Origin of the sequence: Actinophytocola sp., from assembly GCF_036402745.1 — a bacterium.
In the GTDB taxonomy this organism is placed as follows: domain Bacteria; phylum Actinomycetota; class Actinomycetes; order Mycobacteriales; family Pseudonocardiaceae; genus Actinophytocola.
Genome location: NZ_DASWSJ010000124.1, coordinates 26,043 through 45,775 on the forward strand (window position 1 = coordinate 26,043; position 19,733 = coordinate 45,775).

Consider the following 19,733-nt stretch of genomic DNA (forward strand, 5'->3'; position numbering starts at 1 on the left):
CTCAACCTACCGGGACGACAGTTGGTGAACAGGTCGTCTCCGCCGGCCTTCCGGTGATCGTCGAGGACGATCGGTGCGGCCGGCGCAGTGACCTAAGCAACGCGTCGGGGTCGGGGACCACTGGCTAGGCTCGCGAGTCGGAGGACATGACATGAGCAGTGCGACCGCATCACTCGGTGAGCCGCCCGCCGGTGAGCCGGACATCCACACCACCGCCGGCAAGCTCGCCGATCTCTACCGGCGCACCGACGAGGCCGTGCACGCCGGCTCCGAGCGGGCCGTGGCCAAGCAGCACGCCAAGGGCAAGAAGACCGCCCGGGAGCGGATCGACGCGCTGCTCGACCCCGGGTCGTTCGTCGAGCTGGACGAGCTCGCGCGGCACCGGTCGACCAACTTCGGGCTCGAGAACAACCGGCCCTACGGCGACGGCGTCGTCGCCGGGCACGGCACCGTCGACGGCCGGCCCGTGTGCGTGTTCAGCCAGGACGTGACCGTGTTCGGCGGCGCGCTCGGCGAGGTCTACGGCGAGAAGATCGTCAAGGTCATGGACCTCGCCATGAAGACCGGCCGGCCCATCATCGGCATCAACGAGGGCGGCGGCGCGCGGATCCAGGAGGGCGTGGTCTCGCTCGGCCTCTACGGCGAGATCTTCATCCGCAACACCCGCGCGTCCGGCGTCGTGCCGCAGATCTCGCTGATCATGGGCGCCAACGCGGGCGGGCACGTGTACTCGCCGGCGCTCACCGACTTCGTGGTGATGGTCGACCAGACCTCGCACATGTTCATCACCGGCCCGGACGTCATCAAGACCGTCACCGGCGAGGACGTCGGCTTCGAGGACCTCGGCGGCGCCCGCACGCACAACACCAAGTCCGGCAACGCGCACTACCTGGCCGCCGACGAGGACGACGCCGTCTCCTACACCAAGGAGCTGCTGTCGTTCCTGCCCTCGAACAACATGTCCGACCCGCCGATCTTCGAGGGCTTCACCGAGACCGGCGCGGTCGCCGACTCGATCACCGACGTCGACCGCGAGCTCGACGAGCTGATGCCCGACTCGCCCAACCAGCCCTACGACATGCACGAGGTCATCACCCGCATCGTCGACGACGGCGAGTTCCTCGAGGTCCACCCGCTGTTCGCGCCCAACGTGCTCGTCGGCTTCGGGCGGGTGGAGGGCGCGAGCGTCGGGATCGTGGCCAACCAGCCCACCCAGTTCGCCGGCTGCCTCGACATCAACGCCTCCGAGAAGGCCGCCCGCTTCGTCCGCACCTGCGACGCGTTCAACGTGCCGGTGCTCACCTTCGTCGACGTGCCCGGCTTCCTGCCGGGCACCGACCAGGAGTGGAACGGCATCATCCGCCGCGGCGCCAAGCTGATCTACGCCTACGCCGAGGCCACCGTCCCCAAGGTCACCGTGATCACCCGCAAGGCCTACGGCGGCGCCTACGACGTCATGGGCTCCAAGCACCTCGGCGCGGACATGAACCTCGCCTGGCCCACCGCGCAGATCGCCGTCATGGGTGCCCAGGGCGCGGCAAACATCGTGCACCGCAAGACCCTCGCGAGGGCCGTCGACGACGGCGAGGACGTCGACGCGCTGCGCACCCGCCTGCAGCAGGAGTACGAGGACGCGCTGTGCAACCCGTACGTGGCGGCCGAGCGCGGCTACGTCGACGCGGTCATCCCGCCGTCGCACACCCGCGGCCATGTGGCCCGGGCGCTGCGGCTGCTCCGCGACAAGCGCGAGTCGCTGCCGCCCAAGAAGCACGGGAACATTCCCCTATGAGCGAGGAAACCAGGCCTGTACTGCGGATCGTCCGGGGTGCGCCGGACGACGTGGAGGTCGCGGCGCTCACCGCGGCCGTCGTCGCGCTCGGGGCGGTTCGTGGCGCCGAGGCGGAACCGGCGGGCCGGTCCCGGTGGTCGGACCGGGGTTCGCTGGTGCGTGCCGAGCTGCGGCGCGGGCCCGGGGCGTGGCGCGCGTCGGCCTACTGACCGCGACCGGCACACTTCCCCGACCGGCCGGCGAACCGCCGGACGGAAGGGATCACGAGGAGCATGACGAGCTTGCGCAGCCCGTGGACGGCCATGTGGGCGCTGTGCGCGTGCTTCTTCATGATCATGCTCGACTCGACCATCGTCACCGTCGCGATCCCGGCCATGCTCGGCGGGCTGCACGCCAACCTCAACGAGGTCGTCTGGGTCAACAGCGTCTACCTGCTCGCCAACACGGTCCCGCTGCTGCTCACCGGCCGGCTCGGCGACCGGTACGGGCCCAAGCGCGTCCTCGTCGTCGGCCTCGTGATCTTCACCGGCGCGTCGCTGTGGAGCGGGCTCGCCACCTCGCCCGGCATGCTGATCGCCGCCCGCGCGGTGCAGGGCCTCGGCGCCGCGGCGATGACCCCGCAGACGCTGTCGTTCATCACCCGGCTGTTCCCGCCGGAGAGGCGCGGGCTGCCGATCAGCGTGTGGGGTGCGGTGGCCGGCGTCGCGACGATCACCGGGCCGGTCGTCGGCGGGTTCCTCGTGGAGAACGTGGGCTGGCAGTGGATCTTCCTGATCAACCTGCCGATCGGCGTGGCGAGCCTGGCGATCGCGCTCGTCGCGCTCCCCGACTGGCAGCCGCGCCGGCACCTGCGGTTCGACGTGCCCGGCGCCGTCCTGTGCTCGCTGGGCCTGCTGGCGCTGGTGTTCGGCGTGCAGAACGGGCAGCACTACCACTGGGGGCCGGTGTTCGGGCCGGTCACCGTGCTGCACCTGATCCTGCTCGGCGTGCTGCTGCTGGCCCTGTTCGCGTGGCGCCAGCTGTGGTTCCGCCGGGCCCGCACGGACGTCGAGCCGCTGGTGCCGAACGGCCTGTTCGCCGACGGGACCTTCGGCTCGGCCAACCTCGTGCACGCCGCGCTCGGCTTCGCCACGACCGGGATGTTCCTGCCGCTGGTGCTCTACCTGCAGACCGTGCTGGGCCTCTCGGCGCTCGGGTCGAGCGCGCTGGCGCTGCCGATGGCGGTGATCGCCGGCATCGTCGCGATGGTCGTCGGCGCGGTGTGGACGAGAGTCGGCGCGCGGACGCTGATCATCACCGGGTTGCTCATGCTCGCCGCCGGCACCGGGTTCCTGGCGTGGCTCGCCGAGCCGGAGACCGAGCCGGTCGCGCTGATCCCCGGGCTCGTCGTGGCCGGGGTGGGCATCGGCTGCGTCTACGCGCCGCTGACCGCGGCGGCCACCGCGCGCCTGTCCGGCGAGCTGATCGGCTCGGCGTCGGGGGTGTTCAACACCTCCCGGCAGGTCGGCGGCGTGCTCGGCAGCGCGGCGGTCGGGATGCTGCTGCAGGTCGGCGTCGCGTTCGCGGTGCCGGACGCGGCCCGCCGGTACGCCGAGCGGCTGCCGCCGCGCTACCGCGAGGAGTTCGTCGAGCGGATCACCGACGCGGCCAACACGGCGAGCCAGTTCGACTCGACGGCCCCGCCGGTGCCGTCGAACCTCGACCCGGACGTCGCCGACATCGTCCGCCGGATCGTCACCGACGTCTTCCACGTCGGCTTCACCAACGCGGCGAAGGCGAGCCTGGTCCTGCCGATCGCGGTGCTGGTGCTCGGGATGCTTGCGGCGACAGGGATCCGCGTACCGCGGCTCACCCGTTCGAAGGAGAAAGTCGGCTAGGGTCACCGCCCGTGCAGCTGGTACTCGCCTCGCAGTCCCCCGCCCGGTACCAGGTTCTCCGGGCCGCCGGCATCGAGCCGCTCCAGTACGTGTCCGGCGTGGACGAGGACGCGCTGGCCGAGTCCATGCCCGGCGCCTCACCGGAGCGGCTGGTGGCCGCGCTCGCCGAGGCGAAGGCGCAGACCGTCGCCGCCGCGATCGCGCACGAGGTCCCGGACGCGGTGGTCGTCGGCTGCGACTCGATGCTCGCCCACGACGGCCTGCTGGTCGGCAAGCCCGGCAGCCCGGAGCGGGTGCGTGAGCGCTGGGTGATGATGGGCGGCAGCACCGGCGTGCTGCTCACCGGCCACGCGGTGCTGCGCATCCAGGGCGGCGCGCTGGGCGGCGTCGCGAGCGGCACCGCCCAGACCACGATCCGCTTCGGCCAGCCCAGCCCCGCGGAGATCGACGCCTACATCGCCACCGGCGAGCCGATGGCCGTGGCCGGCGGCTTCACCCTCGACGGCTACGGCGGCTGGTTCGTCGACGGCGTCGACGGCGACCCGTCGAGCGTGATCGGCATCAGCCTGCCGCTGACCCGCCGCCTGCTGCTCGAGATCGGCGTCTCGGTCGTAGACCTGTGGCAACGGGGCTAGCAGCGGGGCTAAGGCCTGTCTCGTAGATCATCGTGTGAAGTCCTGCGCCGACCACCGGAACCTCAGGGGACCGTGACGGCACCCAGCCACCATCCACCTCGATACCCGCACTGTTCGCCGGGACGCAACGCACACTTTTAATCCCGGGGAGGCGGGCTAGCAGGGGGACAGGTGGTTCGAGCGCACCTCGACGGCCGGGTAGCCCGGCAGTCGCTCGAGCGAGTCGTAGTCGCGGGTGCACCCCTGCACCGCCCCGGTCGTCGAGAAGACCTGGGCGAACACCGGCGTCCGCGTGCAGTCCGGGGTCGACGCCCGGTCGCAGTGGTGCTGGACGGCGACGAGCTCCGGGCCGACGTCGGCGGTGACCTCGGCCAGCGCGAGGTACCCCGCGTCGGACACGAACGGCTTGAGCAGCGAGCTCCACTTCCCCGACCGCCCCACGACGACCTGCCCGGCGAGCCCGCCGTCGTAGGCGCCACGCACCAGGCAGGCCGACAGCGACCCGGCCAGGCACTGCAGCGACTCCGGCGTGAGCGTCACGCCCAGCTCGGTGACCGTCGCCTCGATCACCGAGCTCGACCCCGGCCCGCCGATGCGCAGCCGGCCGGACCGGGCACCGCGGTCGGCGAGCAGCTCGATGGTCGTGCCCGCGACCGGCGCGGTGGCGAGTACCTGGCAGGGGTCGACCTTGCACCCGTCGACGCCGACGTCGGGTGTGGTCGGCGTGGGCGAGGCGGTCGGCGCGGCCGGCGGGCGCTTCCCGACCTGGGCAGCCGTGACCAACGCGCCGGCCGCCACCAGCGCGGACACCACGACGACCACGATGATCGCCCACGGTCTGCGCACTCCCGCCACCGTCCGCCACCCGTCCCTCGTCCGCGTGAGGTTGCTCTCGGTCCCGCTCCAGCGTCCTGTCCGTAGACTCCCCCAGAAGTACCAGGTGTACAGCGTCCCGGCATCGATGAGGAGAAGGGCGTGCCCGAGCTCAGCAAGATCCTGATCGCCAACCGCGGCGAGATCGCCGTCCGTGTCATCCGCGCCTGCCGGGACGCCGGGCTGCCGAGCGTGGCGGTCTACGCCGACCCCGACCGGGACGCGATGTTCGTCCGGCTGGCGGACGAGGCGTTCGCGCTCGGCGGGTCCACCGCGGCGGAGAGCTACCTGGACATCGCCAAGCTCCTCGACGTCGCCCGGCGGGCCGGCGCCGACGCGGTGCATCCCGGCTACGGCTTCCTCTCCGAGAACGCGGACTTCGCCCAGGCCGTCCTCGACGCCGGGCTCACCTGGATCGGCCCGGGCCCGCAGGCCATCCGCGACCTCGGCGACAAGGTCACCGCCCGGCACATCGCGATGCGGGCCGGCGCGCCGCTCGTGCCCGGCACCAAGGACCCGGTCGACGGGCCGGACGAGATCGTCGCGTTCGCCGAGGAGCACGGGCTGCCGGTGGCCATCAAGGCGGCGTTCGGCGGCGGCGGCCGCGGCCTCAAGGTCGCCCGCACGCTCGAGGAGATCCCGGAGCTGTTCGACTCCGCGGTGCGCGAGGCGGTCGCGGCGTTCGGCCGCGGCGAGTGCTTCGTCGAGCGCTACCTCGACCAGCCCCGGCACGTCGAGGCCCAGGTCCTGGCCGACAAGCACGGCACCGTCGTGGTCGTCGGCACCCGCGACTGCTCGCTGCAGCGCCGGCACCAGAAGCTGGTCGAGGAGGCCCCCGCGCCGTTCCTCACCGACGCGCAGCGCACGCAGATCCACTCCTCGGCCAAGGCGATCTGCCTCGCCGCGGGCTACTCCGGCGCCGGCACGGTCGAGTACCTCGTCGGCGTGGACGGCACGATCTCCTTCCTCGAGGTCAACACCCGCCTGCAGGTCGAGCACCCGGTGTCGGAGGAGACCGCGGGCGTCGACCTCGTGCGCGAGCAGTTCCGGATCGCGGCCGGCGAGAAGCTGCGGCTCACCGAGGACCCGGCCCCGCGCGGGCACTCCATCGAGTTCCGGATCAACGGCGAGGACGCCGGCCGCAACTTCCTGCCCGCGCCGGGCGTGGTCACCCGGTTCGTGCCGCCGGACGGGCCGGGCGTGCGGGTGGACACCGGCGTCGAGTCGGGCACCGCGATCGGCGGCCAGTTCGACTCGCTGCTGGCCAAGGTCATCGTCACCGGTGAGGACCGCACCCAGGCGCTGGAGCGGTCCCGGCGGGCCCTGGAGGAGATGGTCGTCGACGGCATGGCCACCGTGCTGCCGTTCCACCGGGCGATCGTGCGCGACCCCGCGTTCGTCGGCGACGGCTCGTCGTTCTCGGTGCACACGCGCTGGATCGAGACCGACTTCGACAACCGGATCCCCCCGTTCACCGACGGCGCCGAGCTGCCCGAGGAGGAGCCGCGGCAGACGATGGTCGTCGAGGTCGGCGGCCGGCGCCTCGAGGTGTCGCTGCCCGGCGGGCTCGCGGTGGGCGCACCCGCGGCGGCCGGCGGCTCGGCCGGCAAGGGCAAGCCACGGAAGCGGGGCGCCGGAAAGTCCACTACGGTTTCCGGCGACGCGGTCACGGCGCCCATGCAGGGCACCATCGTCAAGATCGCGGTCGAGGACGGTCAGCAGGTCGAGTCCGGCGAGCTGATCGTGGTGCTCGAGGCGATGAAGATGGAGAATCCGGTGACCGCCCACAAGTCCGGGACGGTGACGGGACTCGCCGTCAGCACCGGCGAGACGGTCACCCAGGGCAGCATGCTCTGCGAGATCAAGGACTGAGGCCGTCCGGGAGGTCGCTTGGCTGAGATCCGGGTCAGCTCGGCCGAGCGTGACGACGCCGTCGCGGCGCTGGGTGCGCATCACTCGACCGGGCGGCTGAGCCTCACCGACTACGAACGGCGCCGCCAGCACGCGATCGAGGCCCGCACCCGGGCCGAGATCGAGGCCCTGTTCGACGACCTGCCCTCACCTCATCCCGACCTCAGCCTCGCGGTGACGCCACGGCCGCTCGCCCTGGTGCACCCGGAGTGGCCGGGCGGGCGGGTCGGCACCCGGGCGAGCCATGTCATGGACGTCATCGGCGTGCTGTCGCTCCTGGTGGGCCTGCCGATCGCGATCGTGCTGACCGCGGCGATGGGCCTGTGGTGGACGTTCCTGATCGTGGTCGGGGCCGGCGTGCTGGCGATGGTGCTGGGCGTGGCGCTGATGACCCAGCCGGCCGAGCCACAGCCCTCGGACGAGCCCCACGACTGAGAATCTCCTCAGCTCAGGACACAACTCACGGTTGGCTACTCGGGAGCGGCCGTACCATCGAGTTGTGACCGAGTACCAGCGATCCGACATCCGGGTGAGTGATACCGAGCGGGAAGACGCGCTGGGCAAGCTCGGCGAGCACATGAGTGCCGGCCGACTCGACATCGACGAGTACGGCGACCGCACCGCCAAGGTCGCCGCCGCCAAGACGCGCGGCGAGGTGCTGGAGCTGTTCGGCGACCTGCCCGAGCCGCGGCCCACGTTCGGCAAGCCCGCCCAGCTCCCGGCACCCGCGGTCCCCCGCACGGTGTCGTTCGCCCAGAAGGTCGCCCCCGTACTGCTGCCGGTCGCCGGCGTCATGCTGGTGCTCGGCCTGGTCTTCCTCATCAAGCTGCCGTTCTTCTTCCTCATCCCGTTCATCTTCTTCGCCGTCCAGAGCGGCCGCTGGCGCGATGACCAGCGGCGGCGCGACCACCGCCGGCGCATGCACGGCCGGTGGCGCGACGAGCGCTACTGAAAGCGCTACCAACTGGGAACCGAACGGGCCGATCGGCGGATTGTGGCCCCTGCGCGCCCTTGCCAAACTCTGAAAAAGATCTCACAAAAATCAGGTGAACCGTCGAATCCGAGCATCCGTAGCGGATAAGGTTTGACTGACCACAGGCAGGTTTGGTTGGAGGGCGGCGTGGCAGGCGAGCACGGGGGCGGTCATGGTCATGGCGACAGCCGGAGCAGCATCCTCCAGATCGATCCGGACGCGGTTCCCTTGCTGCGCAACGCGTTCGTCGACGCCTTGGCCAGGGTCGACCAGCAGCTGACGGTCGCGGAGCACGAGCTTCGGGTCACCGCGTGGGCGAAGGACCCGGTGAGCCAGGACGCGGCGGCGCTGTTCAACGAGCGGTCGGTGGACACCGTGGAGTCGGCCGTCGACTCGCTGCGCGCCTACCGCGAGCAGCTGAACGTGGCCGTCGCCAACCTGGACAAGACGGCGGAGCAGTACAGCGCGGTCGACCAGGACGGCCGGAGCGGCGTGAACAAGACGGGCTGATCCCGTTGGCGGGGCAGGCAACTCCAGTAGGCGCGACGGACACGAGGGACGTACCCAGTGACTCAACCGACTGAGCAGCCAGGGAGCCGGCCGAGCGGTCAGCCGGTGGAGGCGGCCCGCTGGCGTGGACACACCCACAAGGAGCTGTACCTGCTGCTGCACGACGGGCCGGGCGCGGCCGCGTCGGCGGAGCCGTCCCGGCGCTGGGCCGAGCTGTCGACCACGCTCACCGAGATCGGCCAGGACCTGCAGAAGGCGTTGGAGCAGGCGGGCGCGAGCTGGGCCGGCCGGGCCGCCGGCGCCGCCTACGACCGGCTGTCCACCACCGCGACGTGGGCCACGGAGACCAGCGCGGACGCGGCCGGCATGCGCACCGCGGTCGAGAACCAGGCCGAGCACATCGCGCGCGCCCGGGCCGACATGCCCGCACCCGAGGACGTGCCGCCCGCCCAGCCGGACCCGACGATCGCGCCGGCCGTGCAGGTGGCCGCCGCGCAGACCGACCTCGAGGGCGCCGAGGCCACCGCGTCCTCCGCCGAGGAGCGGGCGTTCGAGGTGATGGCCGCCTACGAGCTGAACACGAACACCACTACCGATGCGCTGGCCGTGTTCGGGGCGCCACCGGAGCTGATCCACCGCGACGAGATCCACCAGGGCCAGGGGATCGGCAACCAGCACACGCACGCGTCGTCGGCGATCACCGACTGGCGGCCGCAGCAGCAGGAGACCCCGCGCTCGTGGCCGGGCGAGAGCCACGGCAACCACGGTGGTGGTCGCGGCGGCTGGGGTGGTGGCTGGGGCACCGGTGGCGCGTCCGCGCCGTGGACCGAGCCCGAGGTCGGCCGGCGTCCGTCGGCGCCGTCCGCGCCGGCCCCCGCGCCGGGCAGGTTCAGCGGCGCGGCCCCGCTGTTCGCGTCGACGGGCGACCGCTCGCAGCAGCGCTCGTCGAACCGTTCCTCCGGCGGCTCGTCCTCCTCGACCGGCGGCGGGTCGTCGGCCGGTGGCAACTCGGGCGCGCCGGGTGGCGGCAGCTCGTCGGGTGCCTCGCCGCGGACGGGTGCCACGAGCATGGGCGTTCCCGCCGGCGACCTCCAGGCCGCCGCGGCGAGCCAGGCGGCCGTGCACCAGGCCGGCGCGCCGATGGCGCCGGCCGCGGGTGCGCCGGTCGGCGGTGGCCAGGACAGGCTGGCGCTGCGCCGGTTCGGCATGGACGCGATCGGGTCGAACCAGTGGTTCGGCGAGGTCGACGAGCCGGTGGTCGGCCAGGCGCCGAAGCGGCGCAGGGATTTCCGGGAAGTCGAGCAGGTGACCGAGTCGGTGTCTATTCTCGGCGAGGAGCACAAGCTGCCGCCCAACGTGATCGGCGACGGCCCCACCCGCTGACCGCCTGGACCAGATGACCGCACCGTTCTCCTGGCTCGGCCAGGCTGACACCCCCGAGCCGGTGACGATCACCGCGCTGGAGTTCGACGTGCTCTGGGAGCACTGCGCGCTGGACGCCATGCCGTTGGTGCTCCGCGTCCCGTCCCCCGGCCGGACCGACGCCGAGCGCGCGGCGCTGGTCCGCGAGGCCTGGGACGGTCTGGAAAGTCGTGGCCTGGGCCGCCCGGTCTCGCTCGATCCGTTGCTGGAGCGCCTGTTGTACCTGCTGCGGCGCCCCGAACGCGAGATCGACGGCCGCCTGTGGCTCGGCCGCCAGGTCCGCCTCTTCTGCGCGGCCACTGGTGATGACGCGGTCCTGGCCACCATGTCCGGCGACGAGCTGACCCTGCGCCCGGCGGACGCGACGGGCCTGCCCCGGCATGCGTTGTCGGTCCTGCCGCCGGCCCCGGCCGGCCCGGGCCAGTCGATCACCTTGCGCACCGAGGACTTCGAGGCAGCGGCTCACGAGGCCGCCGACCGCACGAAGTTCGAGGCCGCCCTCCGCTCCCACGGAGTCAGGTCCGCGGACGCCGGCCACCTGGTGGAGATGATCGGCGACGTGATCAACCAGGGCCAGTTCGGCACCGCGACGAGAGATCGCTGGGGCCGCAGAGTGCGGGCGAATCGAGTGATCAGCTTCTTCGACACGAAGGCCGGCCGCTACCTACAGGTCCGCCGGGACGCCGAGGGTGTGGAGCCCTGGACGACGATCTCGCCGGCGGACGCGCGGCGGATGCTCCAGCACCTGACGGACCTGCACGAGGAGCAACTACCGCAACGCGATGCCTGACCCAAGTAGGCGTGCCAAGGCCGCCACGGAGCCGACCACCCACCCGGGCCGTGGCCTCCGGCCCCCCGAGATCCATCCTACGGACGCCCACCGACAAAAAACGGCGCCCGCGGCGGCAGCCTGTGGACAACCCGGCACGAAGGCCCGGCGAGCAAGAGTCAGACGACAGGCTCGAGCAACTCGGGCCGAGCCTCCGGCGCGGCAGCCCGTCGAGCATCCGCCGCAAGATCGTCCGGCTGGGTCTGCGAGTCCCGCTCCGCCTCGACCCGAGCCGTGTACACCGAGATCTCCCGCGAGATGGTCGCCTCGTCCCACCCCAGAACCTCCCCCATCAGAGAAGCGACCTGAGCAGCGCAGTCCACCCCCCGATGCGGATACTCGATGGAGATCCGAGTCCGCCGCGCGAGAGTGTCCTCGACGTGCAAGGCCCCCTCATGAGAGGCGGCGTAGACGATCTCGACGGCGAGATAGTCCGGCGCGGCGGCCAGCGGGCGCAACAGCTCCGGCCGCCCGTCGGCGAGCTGGAGAACTTCGTGCACCAACGACCCGTACCGGTCCAGCAGGTGCCGCACCCGATAGGGATGCAGCCCGTGCCGCGCCCCCAGCTGGTCCACCTGGTTCACCAGCGCGTGGTACCCATCGGCCCCGAGCAGCGGCACCTTGTCCGTGATCGAGGGCTGCAACCGGCCCGGCAGGTCGGCGGACGCCGCGTCGACGGCGTCGGCGGCCATCACCCGGTACGTCGTGTACTTGCCGCCCGCGATCGCGACCAGGCCGGGGGCGACCCGCGCCACGGCGTGCTCGCGGGACAACTTCGACGTCTCCTCCGACTCGCCGGCCAGCAGCGGCCGCAGGCCCGCGTACACGCCCTCGATGTCCTCGTGCGTGAGCGGCGTGGCCAGCACCGAGTTGACGTGCTCGAGCAGGTAGTCGATGTCGTGCTTGGTGGCCGCCGGGTGCGCGAGGTCGAGGTTCCAGTCCGTGTCGGTGGTACCGATGATCCAGTGGTTGCGCCACGGGATGACGAACAGGACCGACTTCTCCGTCCGCAGGATCAGCCCGGTCTCCGACACGATCCGGTCCCGCGGCACCACGATGTGCACGCCCTTGCTGGCCCGCACCCGGAACCGCCCGCGGGAACCGGACAGCCGCTGCAGCTCGTCGGTCCATACCCCGGTGCAGTTGATGACCGCGTTGGCCTGGACCTCGGTCTCCCGGCCGTTCTCGACGTCGTGGATCCGCACACCGGACACCCGGTCGGCCTCCCGGGTGAACCCCACGACCTGCGTCGACGTGCGCAGGACCGCGCCGTAGCGCACCGCGGTGCGGGCGACGGTCATCGTGTGCCGGGCGTCGTCGGCCTGGGCGTCGTAGTAGCGGATGCCGCCGATCAGCGCGGACCGCTTGAGCGCGGGCGCCATCCGCAGCGCGGCCGCCCGGGTGAGGTGCTTCTGACCGGGCACCGACCGCGCGCCGCCCATGCTGTCGTAGAGGAACAGCCCGGCCGCGGTGTAGGGCCGCTCCCACACCCGGTGGGTGAGCGGGTAGAGGAAGCTCACCGGCTTGACCAGATGCGGCGCGAGCCTGGTGAGCATCAGCTCCCGCTCCCGCAGCGCCTCGCGCACCAGCCCGAACTCGAGCTGCTCGAGGTAGCGGAGCCCGCCGTGGAACAGCTTCGAGGACCGGCTCGACGTGCCGGAGGCCAGGTCACGCGCCTCGACGAGCGCCACCCGCAGCCCGCGGGTGGCGGCGTCGAGCGCGGTGCCCGCGCCGACCACTCCGCCGCCGACGACGACCAGGTCGAAGGTCTCCGAGCTCAGCCGCTCCCAGGCCTCCGCGCGCTCCTCGGTGCCCAACCGGCCACTGATCGTGTCCAGTGTGGAATGGTGCGCGGCGGGCGTACTGCGGTTGGTCACGGCGCCTCCTCGGGTACTACCGGCCCGAACGCGATCCACGCTACCGGCCAACCGCTCACCAGGCGCGTTTCGCGGGCATCCGGTACACCTGGACAAGTTGACCTTGCGTACCGTAGCGTCCGACCTCGCTCAGGGTAGGCACCGGCGCCCCACCCTCCAGGCCACGGTGGCCTACCCACTTCGGTACGAAGGAGTGGGTCGTGGATCTGAACTTCGGCGAGATCTTTCTCTGGGAGATGCTCGGCACCGCAGGACTGATTCTGTTCGGTGCGGGTGTCGTGGCCAACGTCGTGCTCAAGAAGACACTGGGCTCCGGCGGCGGCTGGCTCCTCATCAACATCGGCTGGGGTTTCGCGGTGTTCGTCGGGGCGAGCATCGCCAGCCCGTCCGGGGCGCACATCAACCCGGCGGTCACCATCGGGTTGCTCGCCTCCGGAAAGTCGAGCTTCGGCTGGGCGGACGCGCCTGCCTATCTCCTCGGCCAGATGGTCGGCGCCATCATTGGTGCCGTCCTCGCCTGGGCCGCCTACAAACTGCAGTTCGACACCCACGACGAGCCGGAGAACACCCGCGGGATCTTCTGCACCGGTCCGACCGTGCCCAACTACGCCTGGAACGTGGTCACCGAGATCATCGGCACCTTCGCGCTGGTCTTCTGGATCCTGCTCAACCCGTCGGTCAACTCCGCCCTCGGCTACGCCGCGGTCTCCTTCGTCGTGATCGGCATCGGTGCCTCCCTCGGTGGGCCGACCGGTTACGCCATCAACCCGGCGCGTGACCTCGGTCCGCGCATCGCGTACGCCCTGCTGCCGATCAAGGGCAAGGGCAGCCCGGACTGGAACTACGCCTGGGTTCCGGTGGCCGGCCCGATCGTCGGCGCGGTTCTCGCCGGGCTCGTCTACCAGCTCCTGCCGGCCGCGTCCTGAACCAGAGAGGCACATCGATGACGAGTTACGTAGCCGCGATCGACCAGGGCACGACGTCGACCCGGTGCATGGTCTTCAGCCACGCCGGCGAGGTGGTGGCGGTCAACCAGAAGGAGCACGAGCAGATCTTCCCGCGGGCCGGCTGGGTCGAGCACGACCCGGAGGAGGTCTGGCGCAACACGCGTGAGGTGGCCGCGGGCGCCCTCGCCACCGCGGACCTCAAGGCCAGCGACATCGTCGCGGTCGGCATCACCAACCAGCGCGAGACCGCGGTGGTGTGGGACAAGGCGACCGGCAAGCCGGTGTACAACGCGATCGTCTGGCAGGACACCCGCACCGACCGGATCTGCGCCGAGCTGGAGGCGCTCGGCGGCGGGCAGGACCGGTACAAGGCGAAGACGGGCCTGCCGCTGGCGACCTACTTCTCCGGCCCGAAGGTGCGCTGGATCCTCGACAACGTCGAGGGCGCGCGGCAGCGGGCCGAGGCCGGTGAGCTGCTGTTCGGCAACATGGACACCTGGCTGCTGTGGAACATGACCGGCGGCCCGGACGGCGGCGTGCACGTCACCGACCCGACCAACGCGTCCCGCACGCTGCTGATGGATCTGTCCACTTTGGCCTGGGACGAGTCCATCGCCGAGGACATGAAGATCCCCCTGTCGATGCTGCCGCAGATCCGGTCGTCGTCGGAGGAGTACGGCAAGGTCCGGGAGCGCGGCGCGCTCGCCGGGGTGCCGATCGCCGGGATCCTCGGTGACCAGCAGGCGGCGACGTTCGGCCAGGCGTGCCTGTCGGTCGGCGAGGCCAAGAACACCTACGGCACCGGCAACTTCGTGCTCCTCAACACCGGCCACGAGCAGGTGGCGAGCGAGAACGGGCTGCTCACCACGGTCTGCTACAAGATCGGCGCGCAGGACCCGGTCTACGCGCTGGAGGGCTCGATCGCGGTCACCGGCTCGCTGGTGCAGTGGGTCCGGGACAACCTCGGCATGATCTCCTCGGCGCCGGAGATCGAGGAGCACGCGCGCACGGTCGAGGACAACGGCGGCTGCTACTTCGTGCCGGCGTTCTCCGGGTTGTTCGCGCCGTACTGGCGCTCGGACGCGCGCGGCGCGATCGTCGGGCTCACCCGGTTCGTCAACAAGGGCCACCTCGCGCGGGCGGTCCTGGAGGCGACGGCGTTCCAGACCCGCGAGGTCATCGACGCGATGAACGCCGACTCCGGGGTGCCGCTGACGGCGCTCAAGGTCGACGGCGGCATGGTCGGCAACGAGCTGCTGATGCAGTTCCAGGCGGACATCCTCAACGTGCCGGTGATCCGGCCGGTCGTCGCGGAGACCACCGCGCTGGGTGCCGCCTACGCGGCGGGCCTGGCGGTCGGGTTCTGGGCGGGCGAGGACGACATCCGCAACAACTGGGCGAAGGACAAGGAGTGGACCCCGGCGATGGACGACGCGGCCCGCGAGAAGACCTACGCCCTGTGGAAGAAGGCCGTGACCCGCACGTTCGACTGGGTCGAGGCGGACGACTGACCCCCGATGTCCGTGGATGCCGCCCGCCGGTGGCATCCACGGGCCGTCGGTCCAGGTCGTCAGTCCAGGTCGTCGTGGCGCATGAGGCGCCGGCCGGCCTCCACGATGGAGCCCGACAGCGACGGGTAGACCGAGAACGTGTGCGTCAGGTGCTCGACGGTGAGCTGGTTCTGCACGGCCAGCGCGATCGGCAGGATCAGCTCGCTGGCCATCGGCGCCACCACCACGCCGCCGATGACCACGCCGGTCGCCGGGCGGCAGAACAGCTTGACGAAGCCGCGGTGCACGCCTTCCATCTTGGCCCGCGCGTTGGTGGCCAGCGGCAGCATGATCGTGCGGGCCGGCACCTCGCCGGAGTCGATCGCCTGCTGGCTGATGCCGACCGTGGCGATCTCCGGGTGGGTGAACACGTTGGCGGCCACGGTCTTGAGCTTGATCGGCGCCACCCCCTCGCCCAGCGCGTGCCACATCGCGATCCGGCCCTGCATCGCCGCGACCGACGCGAGCATCAGCAGCCCGGTGCAGTCGCCGGCCGCGTAGACGCCGGGCACGTTCGTGCGGGACACCCGGTCCACCGAGACGAACCCGCCCTGCCCCGGCTCGATGCCGACCTTGTCGAGGCCGATGTCGGCGGTGTTGGGCACCGAGCCGACGGTCATCAGCGCGTGGCTGGCCTCGACCGTGTCGCCGCCGCGCAGGTGCACGATGACGCCCTTGGCGGTCCGCTCAACCCGCTCGGCCCGCGCGTACTTGATGACCGACGTGCCGCGCGCGGCGTAGACGTCCTCCAGCACGGCGGCGGCGTCCGCGTCCTCGTGCGGCAGCACCCGGTCGCGGCTGGAGATCAGCGTGACCCGCACGCCCATCTCGGTGTAGGCCGACACGAACTCGGCACCGGTGACGCCCGAGCCCACGACGACGAGGTGCTCGGGCAGCTCGGGCAGGTCGTAGATCTGGCGCCAGTCGAGGATCCGCTCGCCGTCGGGCTCCGAGCCGGGCAGGATCCGCGGCGTGGCCCCGGTGGCGATCAGTACGACGTCCGCGTCGAGCACCTCCGACGAGCCGTCGTAGCCGACCGCGACCACCCGGTGCGCGGCGAGGCCCGTGCGGTCGTCGCAGAACTTGGCGGTGCCGTTGATGACCCGCACGCCCTCGCGCTGCACCCGGTTGCGCACGTCGGCCGACTGCGCGAGCGCGAGCCCCTTCACCCGTCCGTGGACCACGGGGAGGTCGACCGGGGGCAGCTGGCTGTCCGTGCGGATGCCGAGTTCGTCGGCGTTGTGGAACGCGGACCGGGCGCCCGCGGAGGCGATGAACGTCTTGGACGGGACACAGTCGTAGAGCACGCACGCGCCGCCGAGGCCGTCCCGCTCGACGATCGTGACGTCGGCCCCGTGCTGCGCGGCGACCAGCGCGGCCTCGTAGCCCGCCGGGCCGCCGCCCATGATCACGATCCGGGTCACCCGGAGCTCCCCTCGTAGTTCGCGAGCGCGGACGCGGCCAACGTTACGCGGCGAACCCGACGCGAACACGCCTGCGCCATGGCGGCGCGCATGATCCGGGGTATCGCTACGCTGTCGGACGTGCCGCTCTACGCCGCGTACGGGTCCAACATGGATCCCGCCCAGATGATGGAGCGAGCGCCGCACTCGCCGATGGCGGGGACCGGTTGGCTCGTGGGCTGGCGCCTGACCTTCGGCGGCGAGGACCTGGGCTGGGAAGGTGCCCTCGCCACCCTCGTCGAGGAGGCCGGCACCCAGGTCTTCGTGGTGCTCTACGACGTGACCCCGGAGGACGAGGCCCGGCTGGACCGCTGGGAGGGCTCCGAGCTGGGGCTCCACTCGAAGATCCGGCTGCGCGTGCAGACGCTGGAGGGGTCCGTGCTGGCCTGGCTCTACGTGCTGGACGCGTACGAGGGTGGGCTGCCGTCGGCGCGGTACCTGGGCGTGGTGTCGGACGCGGCCGAGTCGGCGGGGGCACCGGCCGACTACGTGGCCGACCTGCGCATCCGCCCCTGCCAGGGCATCGGCCCCTGATCGCACCCGAAGCCCCGCGACCAGTCCCGCCCCGCGAACCGTGATCGATGCCGCACGCGACCGGCCCTGCCGCCGTGGCGCGGCGTGCCGCCGTGGTCCGGCGTGCCGCAGCGGTCCGGCGTGCCGCTGGGGCGGTGCGTGCAATCGCAAACGCCGATCGATGGACGTTGGCCACTCCGCCCGGGGGACCCCTGTTCTAACCCTATCCGCCAGGTCCGACAGTTCCGGGGTAGCAAGATCGACTTGTGGACAACTCGGCGGGTTGTGGACAACTCGGCGACCCGGGCAGGGCCGGGGCCCGAGGTCGTCGGCCCTTGATGCCGATCGCGCGGCACGGTCGTCCGCCCTTGATGCCGATCGCGCGGCACGGGATAGTAGCCACATGGGTGCCCGGCCTGAGTGTCCTCACAGTCCCAGCGGGCGCCAGCAACCCGAGGTCCGCGACGCCGGCCGCTGCGGAGACCCGTCGTGAGCAAGCACGGCATCAAGCAGCTGCCGCGGACCGGCCACGGCGACTCGCTCTGCAAGCACACCAGCCCGGGCAGCTGCACGTGGTGGTGCTCCTACGGCCGGTTCGTGAAGGTGTGCCTCGCGCTGCTCGTCGTCATCGGGGGGTTCGCCGCGATCAGCCTGTTCCTCGACGAGTCCGGCGGCGTCGACCGGCTGATCGACGCCGGCATCGCACTCGGCGCGTACGGCGTCGTCGTGATCACCCTCATCTTCGTCGCCAACCAGCGCGACGGGGGCGACCACTACTGAACCAGCGCCGCCAGCGCGGTGTGGGTCAGCACGCGAACCCCGGTGAGCAGGGCCCGCTCGTCCAGCTGGAACGTCGGCTGGTGCAGGTCGGGCTGCTTGCCCTCGCCGGACCACACGCCGAGCCGCGCGAACGAGCCCGAGACGTGCTCCAGGTACCACCCGAAGTCCTCCCCACCGGAGGACTGCTTGGTACTGGTCACCGCCTGCTCGCCCAGCGCGGCCTCGACGCCGGCCCGCATGACGGCGGTGCTCTCCTCGTCGTTGACCACCGGCGGCACGCCGCGGCGGTGCTCCAGCTCGAAGCCGACCCCGGTGGGCGCCAGCAGCGACTCGACCAGACCCGCGACCAGCGGCTCCAGGTCGGCCCACACCTCGTGGTCGCCGGTGCGCAGCGTGCCGCGCAGGACGCCGTCCTGCGGGACCGCGTTCGGCGCCTCGCCCGCGTGCACCGCGCCCCACACCAGCACGGTGCCCGAGCGCGGGTCGATCCGCCGGGACAGCAGCGCGGGCAGCCCGGTGATGACCGTGCCGAGCGCGTGCACGAGGTCGGCGGTGAGGTGCGGGCGGGACGTGTGCCCACCCGGCGACGTCAGCCGCAGCTCCAGCAGGTCGGTGGCCGACGTGATCGCGCCGACCCGCATGCCGACGCTGCCCACCTGCAGGCGCGGGTCGCAGTGCAGGCCGAAGATCGAGTCCACGCCGTCGAGCCCGCCCGCGGCGATGACGTCCAGCGCGCCGCCCGGCATGACCTCCTCGGCCGGCTGGAACACCAGCCGCACCCGGCCGGGCAGCTCGGGGGCCGCCGCCAGCGCGATACCGGCGGCGATGAGCATCGACGTGTGCGCGTCGTGTCCGCACGCGTGTGCGGCGCCGGGCACGGTCGAGGCGTAGGGCAGGCCGGTGAGCTCGGTGAGCGGCAGCGCGTCCATGTCGGCCCGCAGCGCCACACACCGGTCGCCGGTGCCGACGTCGCAGATCAGCCCGGTGCCGCTGTCGAAGAGCTTCGGCCGCAGGCCCGCGGCGGAGAGCAGGCCGGCGACGAGCTCGGTGGTGGCGAACTCGCGCCGGGACAGCTCCGGGTGCGCGTGGATGTGCCGGTACCAGGCGAGCACGTCGAGCGCGTTGCGCGCGAGCCAGTCGTCCAGCCAGCCCGGTCCGCGCCCTGCCCCGATGTCCTCCACAGTGGGCATACTGACGCCCCTGTCGGTGATCAGCACGCCGACCCCGTCTGTCGTTGGCACGTCTTCCGGGTCCCGTTGCGTTCCGGACCGCGAATCGAGCACTGTCACGCGGTCCTCCTGCGATGGCCCGTGCGCTTGGTTTCGTTCTTGGATGCAGCAATCCTGCACCATGGGCGGTTGAGGATCGAACGAGGTTCCCTGGTCAACCGACTGCCGGTACAACCAGTGCGCCGAACGGCCCGCGTGGTTCAGCCTGGCTAAACGATCACGATCGGCCAACGACCGTCAGCCGCCGCCACCGCCCTCGGCCTTCTTGCGCCGCTTGCGGCGGACGCTGCGTCCCCAGATGACGAGGCCGACGAGAACGACCGACGTCACGCCCATCACGAGCTTGCGCCGCGACTCGGCCTTGTCGGCCTCGGTCTGCGGCTTGTTGATCGGCACGGACGGCGCGGTGGCGCCGGGCGCGGACGGGGCGGTCGTGGTGGGCTGCTCCGCGAACACGTGCGTGGCGGGTTCGGCCGCCGCGGTGCCGACAGGGAGTGCCAGGAACAAGCTCAGCAAGCCGACGATCACGAGTCGGGTGGCACTCCGCATGGTCAA

The 19,733-nt window shown here is 71.8% G+C and carries 19 protein-coding genes; 14 read left to right on the forward strand and 5 right to left on the reverse strand.

Features of this window, described 5'->3' with window-relative positions:
* The first annotated feature begins 151 nt into the window (after positions 1 to 151).
* The 4 genes from VGD70_RS12170 to VGD70_RS12185 all read left to right on the forward strand — a co-directional run bounded on the left by VGD70_RS12170 (position 152) and on the right by VGD70_RS12185 (position 4,301).
* Positions 152 to 1,789 carry an acyl-CoA carboxylase subunit beta gene (locus VGD70_RS12170; protein WP_331081149.1) on the forward strand — a complete coding sequence of 546 codons (1,638 nt, stop codon included), beginning with the start codon at positions 152 to 154 and terminating at the stop codon, positions 1,787 to 1,789.
* Complete coding sequence (locus VGD70_RS12175; RefSeq protein ID WP_331081151.1) at positions 1,786 to 1,998, forward strand: acyl-CoA carboxylase epsilon subunit; 213 nt, start codon at positions 1,786 to 1,788, stop codon at positions 1,996 to 1,998. The genes VGD70_RS12170 and VGD70_RS12175 overlap by 4 nt, the downstream gene beginning before the upstream one ends.
* A gap of 63 nt (positions 1,999 to 2,061) precedes the next feature.
* Complete coding sequence (locus VGD70_RS12180) at positions 2,062 to 3,666, forward strand: DHA2 family efflux MFS transporter permease subunit (RefSeq protein ID WP_331081153.1); 1,605 nt, start codon at positions 2,062 to 2,064, stop codon at positions 3,664 to 3,666.
* Positions 3,667 to 3,677: 11 nt separating this feature from the next.
* Complete coding sequence (locus VGD70_RS12185) at positions 3,678 to 4,301, forward strand: nucleoside triphosphate pyrophosphatase (protein ID WP_331081155.1); 624 nt, start codon at positions 3,678 to 3,680, stop codon at positions 4,299 to 4,301.
* A gap of 156 nt (positions 4,302 to 4,457) precedes the next feature.
* Here VGD70_RS12185 and VGD70_RS12190 read toward each other — a convergent pair whose 3' ends face one another.
* Positions 4,458 to 5,147 carry a hypothetical protein gene (locus VGD70_RS12190; protein WP_331081157.1) on the reverse strand — a complete coding sequence of 230 codons (690 nt, stop codon included), beginning with the start codon at positions 5,145 to 5,147 and terminating at the stop codon, positions 4,458 to 4,460.
* Between the two features lie 129 nt (positions 5,148 to 5,276).
* Here VGD70_RS12190 and VGD70_RS12195 point away from each other — a divergent pair, with 129 nt between their 5' ends.
* The 6 genes from VGD70_RS12195 (at position 5,277) to VGD70_RS12220 (ending at position 10,780) form a co-directional block, all read left to right on the forward strand.
* Positions 5,277 to 7,046, forward strand: coding sequence for an acetyl/propionyl/methylcrotonyl-CoA carboxylase subunit alpha (locus VGD70_RS12195; RefSeq protein WP_331081159.1), 1,770 nt, complete (start codon positions 5,277 to 5,279; stop codon positions 7,044 to 7,046).
* A gap of 18 nt (positions 7,047 to 7,064) precedes the next feature.
* On the forward strand, positions 7,065 to 7,520 hold the full coding sequence (locus VGD70_RS12200; RefSeq protein WP_331081161.1) for a DUF1707 domain-containing protein: 456 nt from the start codon (positions 7,065 to 7,067) through the stop codon (positions 7,518 to 7,520).
* 64 nt (positions 7,521 to 7,584) lie between these two features.
* The gene (locus VGD70_RS12205) at positions 7,585 to 8,037 is read left to right on the forward strand and encodes a DUF1707 domain-containing protein (protein WP_331081163.1); all 453 of its coding nucleotides are present in this window, start codon (positions 7,585 to 7,587) and stop codon (positions 8,035 to 8,037) included.
* Between the two features lie 168 nt (positions 8,038 to 8,205).
* Positions 8,206 to 8,568: a transcriptional regulator gene (locus VGD70_RS12210; protein WP_331081165.1), complete on the forward strand. Its 363-nt coding sequence runs from the start codon at positions 8,206 to 8,208 to the stop codon at positions 8,566 to 8,568.
* Between the two features lie 57 nt (positions 8,569 to 8,625).
* Entirely contained in the window at positions 8,626 to 9,951 is a 1,326-nt protein-coding gene (locus VGD70_RS12215; protein ID WP_331081167.1) for a PPE domain-containing protein, read from the forward strand.
* 13 nt (positions 9,952 to 9,964) lie between these two features.
* On the forward strand, positions 9,965 to 10,780 hold the full coding sequence (locus VGD70_RS12220; RefSeq protein ID WP_331081168.1) for an ESX secretion-associated protein EspG: 816 nt from the start codon (positions 9,965 to 9,967) through the stop codon (positions 10,778 to 10,780).
* Between the two features lie 158 nt (positions 10,781 to 10,938).
* Here VGD70_RS12220 and glpD read toward each other — a convergent pair whose 3' ends face one another.
* On the reverse strand, positions 10,939 to 12,657 hold the full coding sequence (gene glpD, locus VGD70_RS12225; RefSeq protein WP_414637949.1) for a glycerol-3-phosphate dehydrogenase: 1,719 nt from the start codon (positions 12,655 to 12,657) through the stop codon (positions 10,939 to 10,941).
* A gap of 245 nt (positions 12,658 to 12,902) precedes the next feature.
* Here glpD and VGD70_RS12230 point away from each other — a divergent pair, with 245 nt between their 5' ends.
* Together VGD70_RS12230 and glpK are read left to right on the forward strand one after the other, a co-directional pair.
* The gene (locus VGD70_RS12230; RefSeq protein ID WP_331081218.1) at positions 12,903 to 13,622 is read left to right on the forward strand and encodes an MIP/aquaporin family protein; all 720 of its coding nucleotides are present in this window, start codon (positions 12,903 to 12,905) and stop codon (positions 13,620 to 13,622) included.
* 17 nt (positions 13,623 to 13,639) lie between these two features.
* Complete coding sequence (glpK, locus tag VGD70_RS12235; protein ID WP_331081170.1) at positions 13,640 to 15,154, forward strand: glycerol kinase GlpK; 1,515 nt, start codon at positions 13,640 to 13,642, stop codon at positions 15,152 to 15,154.
* Between the two features lie 59 nt (positions 15,155 to 15,213).
* Here the strand turns inward: glpK and VGD70_RS12240 are convergent, their stop codons facing one another.
* Complete coding sequence (locus VGD70_RS12240; RefSeq protein ID WP_331081172.1) at positions 15,214 to 16,617, reverse strand: NAD(P)H-quinone dehydrogenase; 1,404 nt, start codon at positions 16,615 to 16,617, stop codon at positions 15,214 to 15,216.
* Positions 16,618 to 16,737: 120 nt separating this feature from the next.
* Here VGD70_RS12240 and VGD70_RS12245 point away from each other — a divergent pair, with 120 nt between their 5' ends.
* Entirely contained in the window at positions 16,738 to 17,190 is a 453-nt protein-coding gene (locus VGD70_RS12245) for a gamma-glutamylcyclotransferase (protein ID WP_331081174.1), read from the forward strand.
* 468 nt (positions 17,191 to 17,658) lie between these two features.
* Entirely contained in the window at positions 17,659 to 17,949 is a 291-nt protein-coding gene (locus VGD70_RS12250) for a hypothetical protein (protein ID WP_331081176.1), read from the forward strand.
* On the opposite strand, the gene VGD70_RS12255 is transcribed toward VGD70_RS12250, so the two are convergent.
* The gene (locus tag VGD70_RS12255) at positions 17,943 to 19,238 is read right to left on the reverse strand and encodes an amidohydrolase (RefSeq protein ID WP_414637947.1); all 1,296 of its coding nucleotides are present in this window, start codon (positions 19,236 to 19,238) and stop codon (positions 17,943 to 17,945) included. The two genes, VGD70_RS12250 and VGD70_RS12255, sit on opposite strands and share 7 nt — an antisense overlap.
* Positions 19,239 to 19,415: 177 nt before the next feature.
* Complete coding sequence (locus VGD70_RS12260) at positions 19,416 to 19,727, reverse strand: hypothetical protein (RefSeq protein ID WP_331081178.1); 312 nt, start codon at positions 19,725 to 19,727, stop codon at positions 19,416 to 19,418.
* Between the last annotated feature and the right edge of the window lie 6 nt (positions 19,728 to 19,733).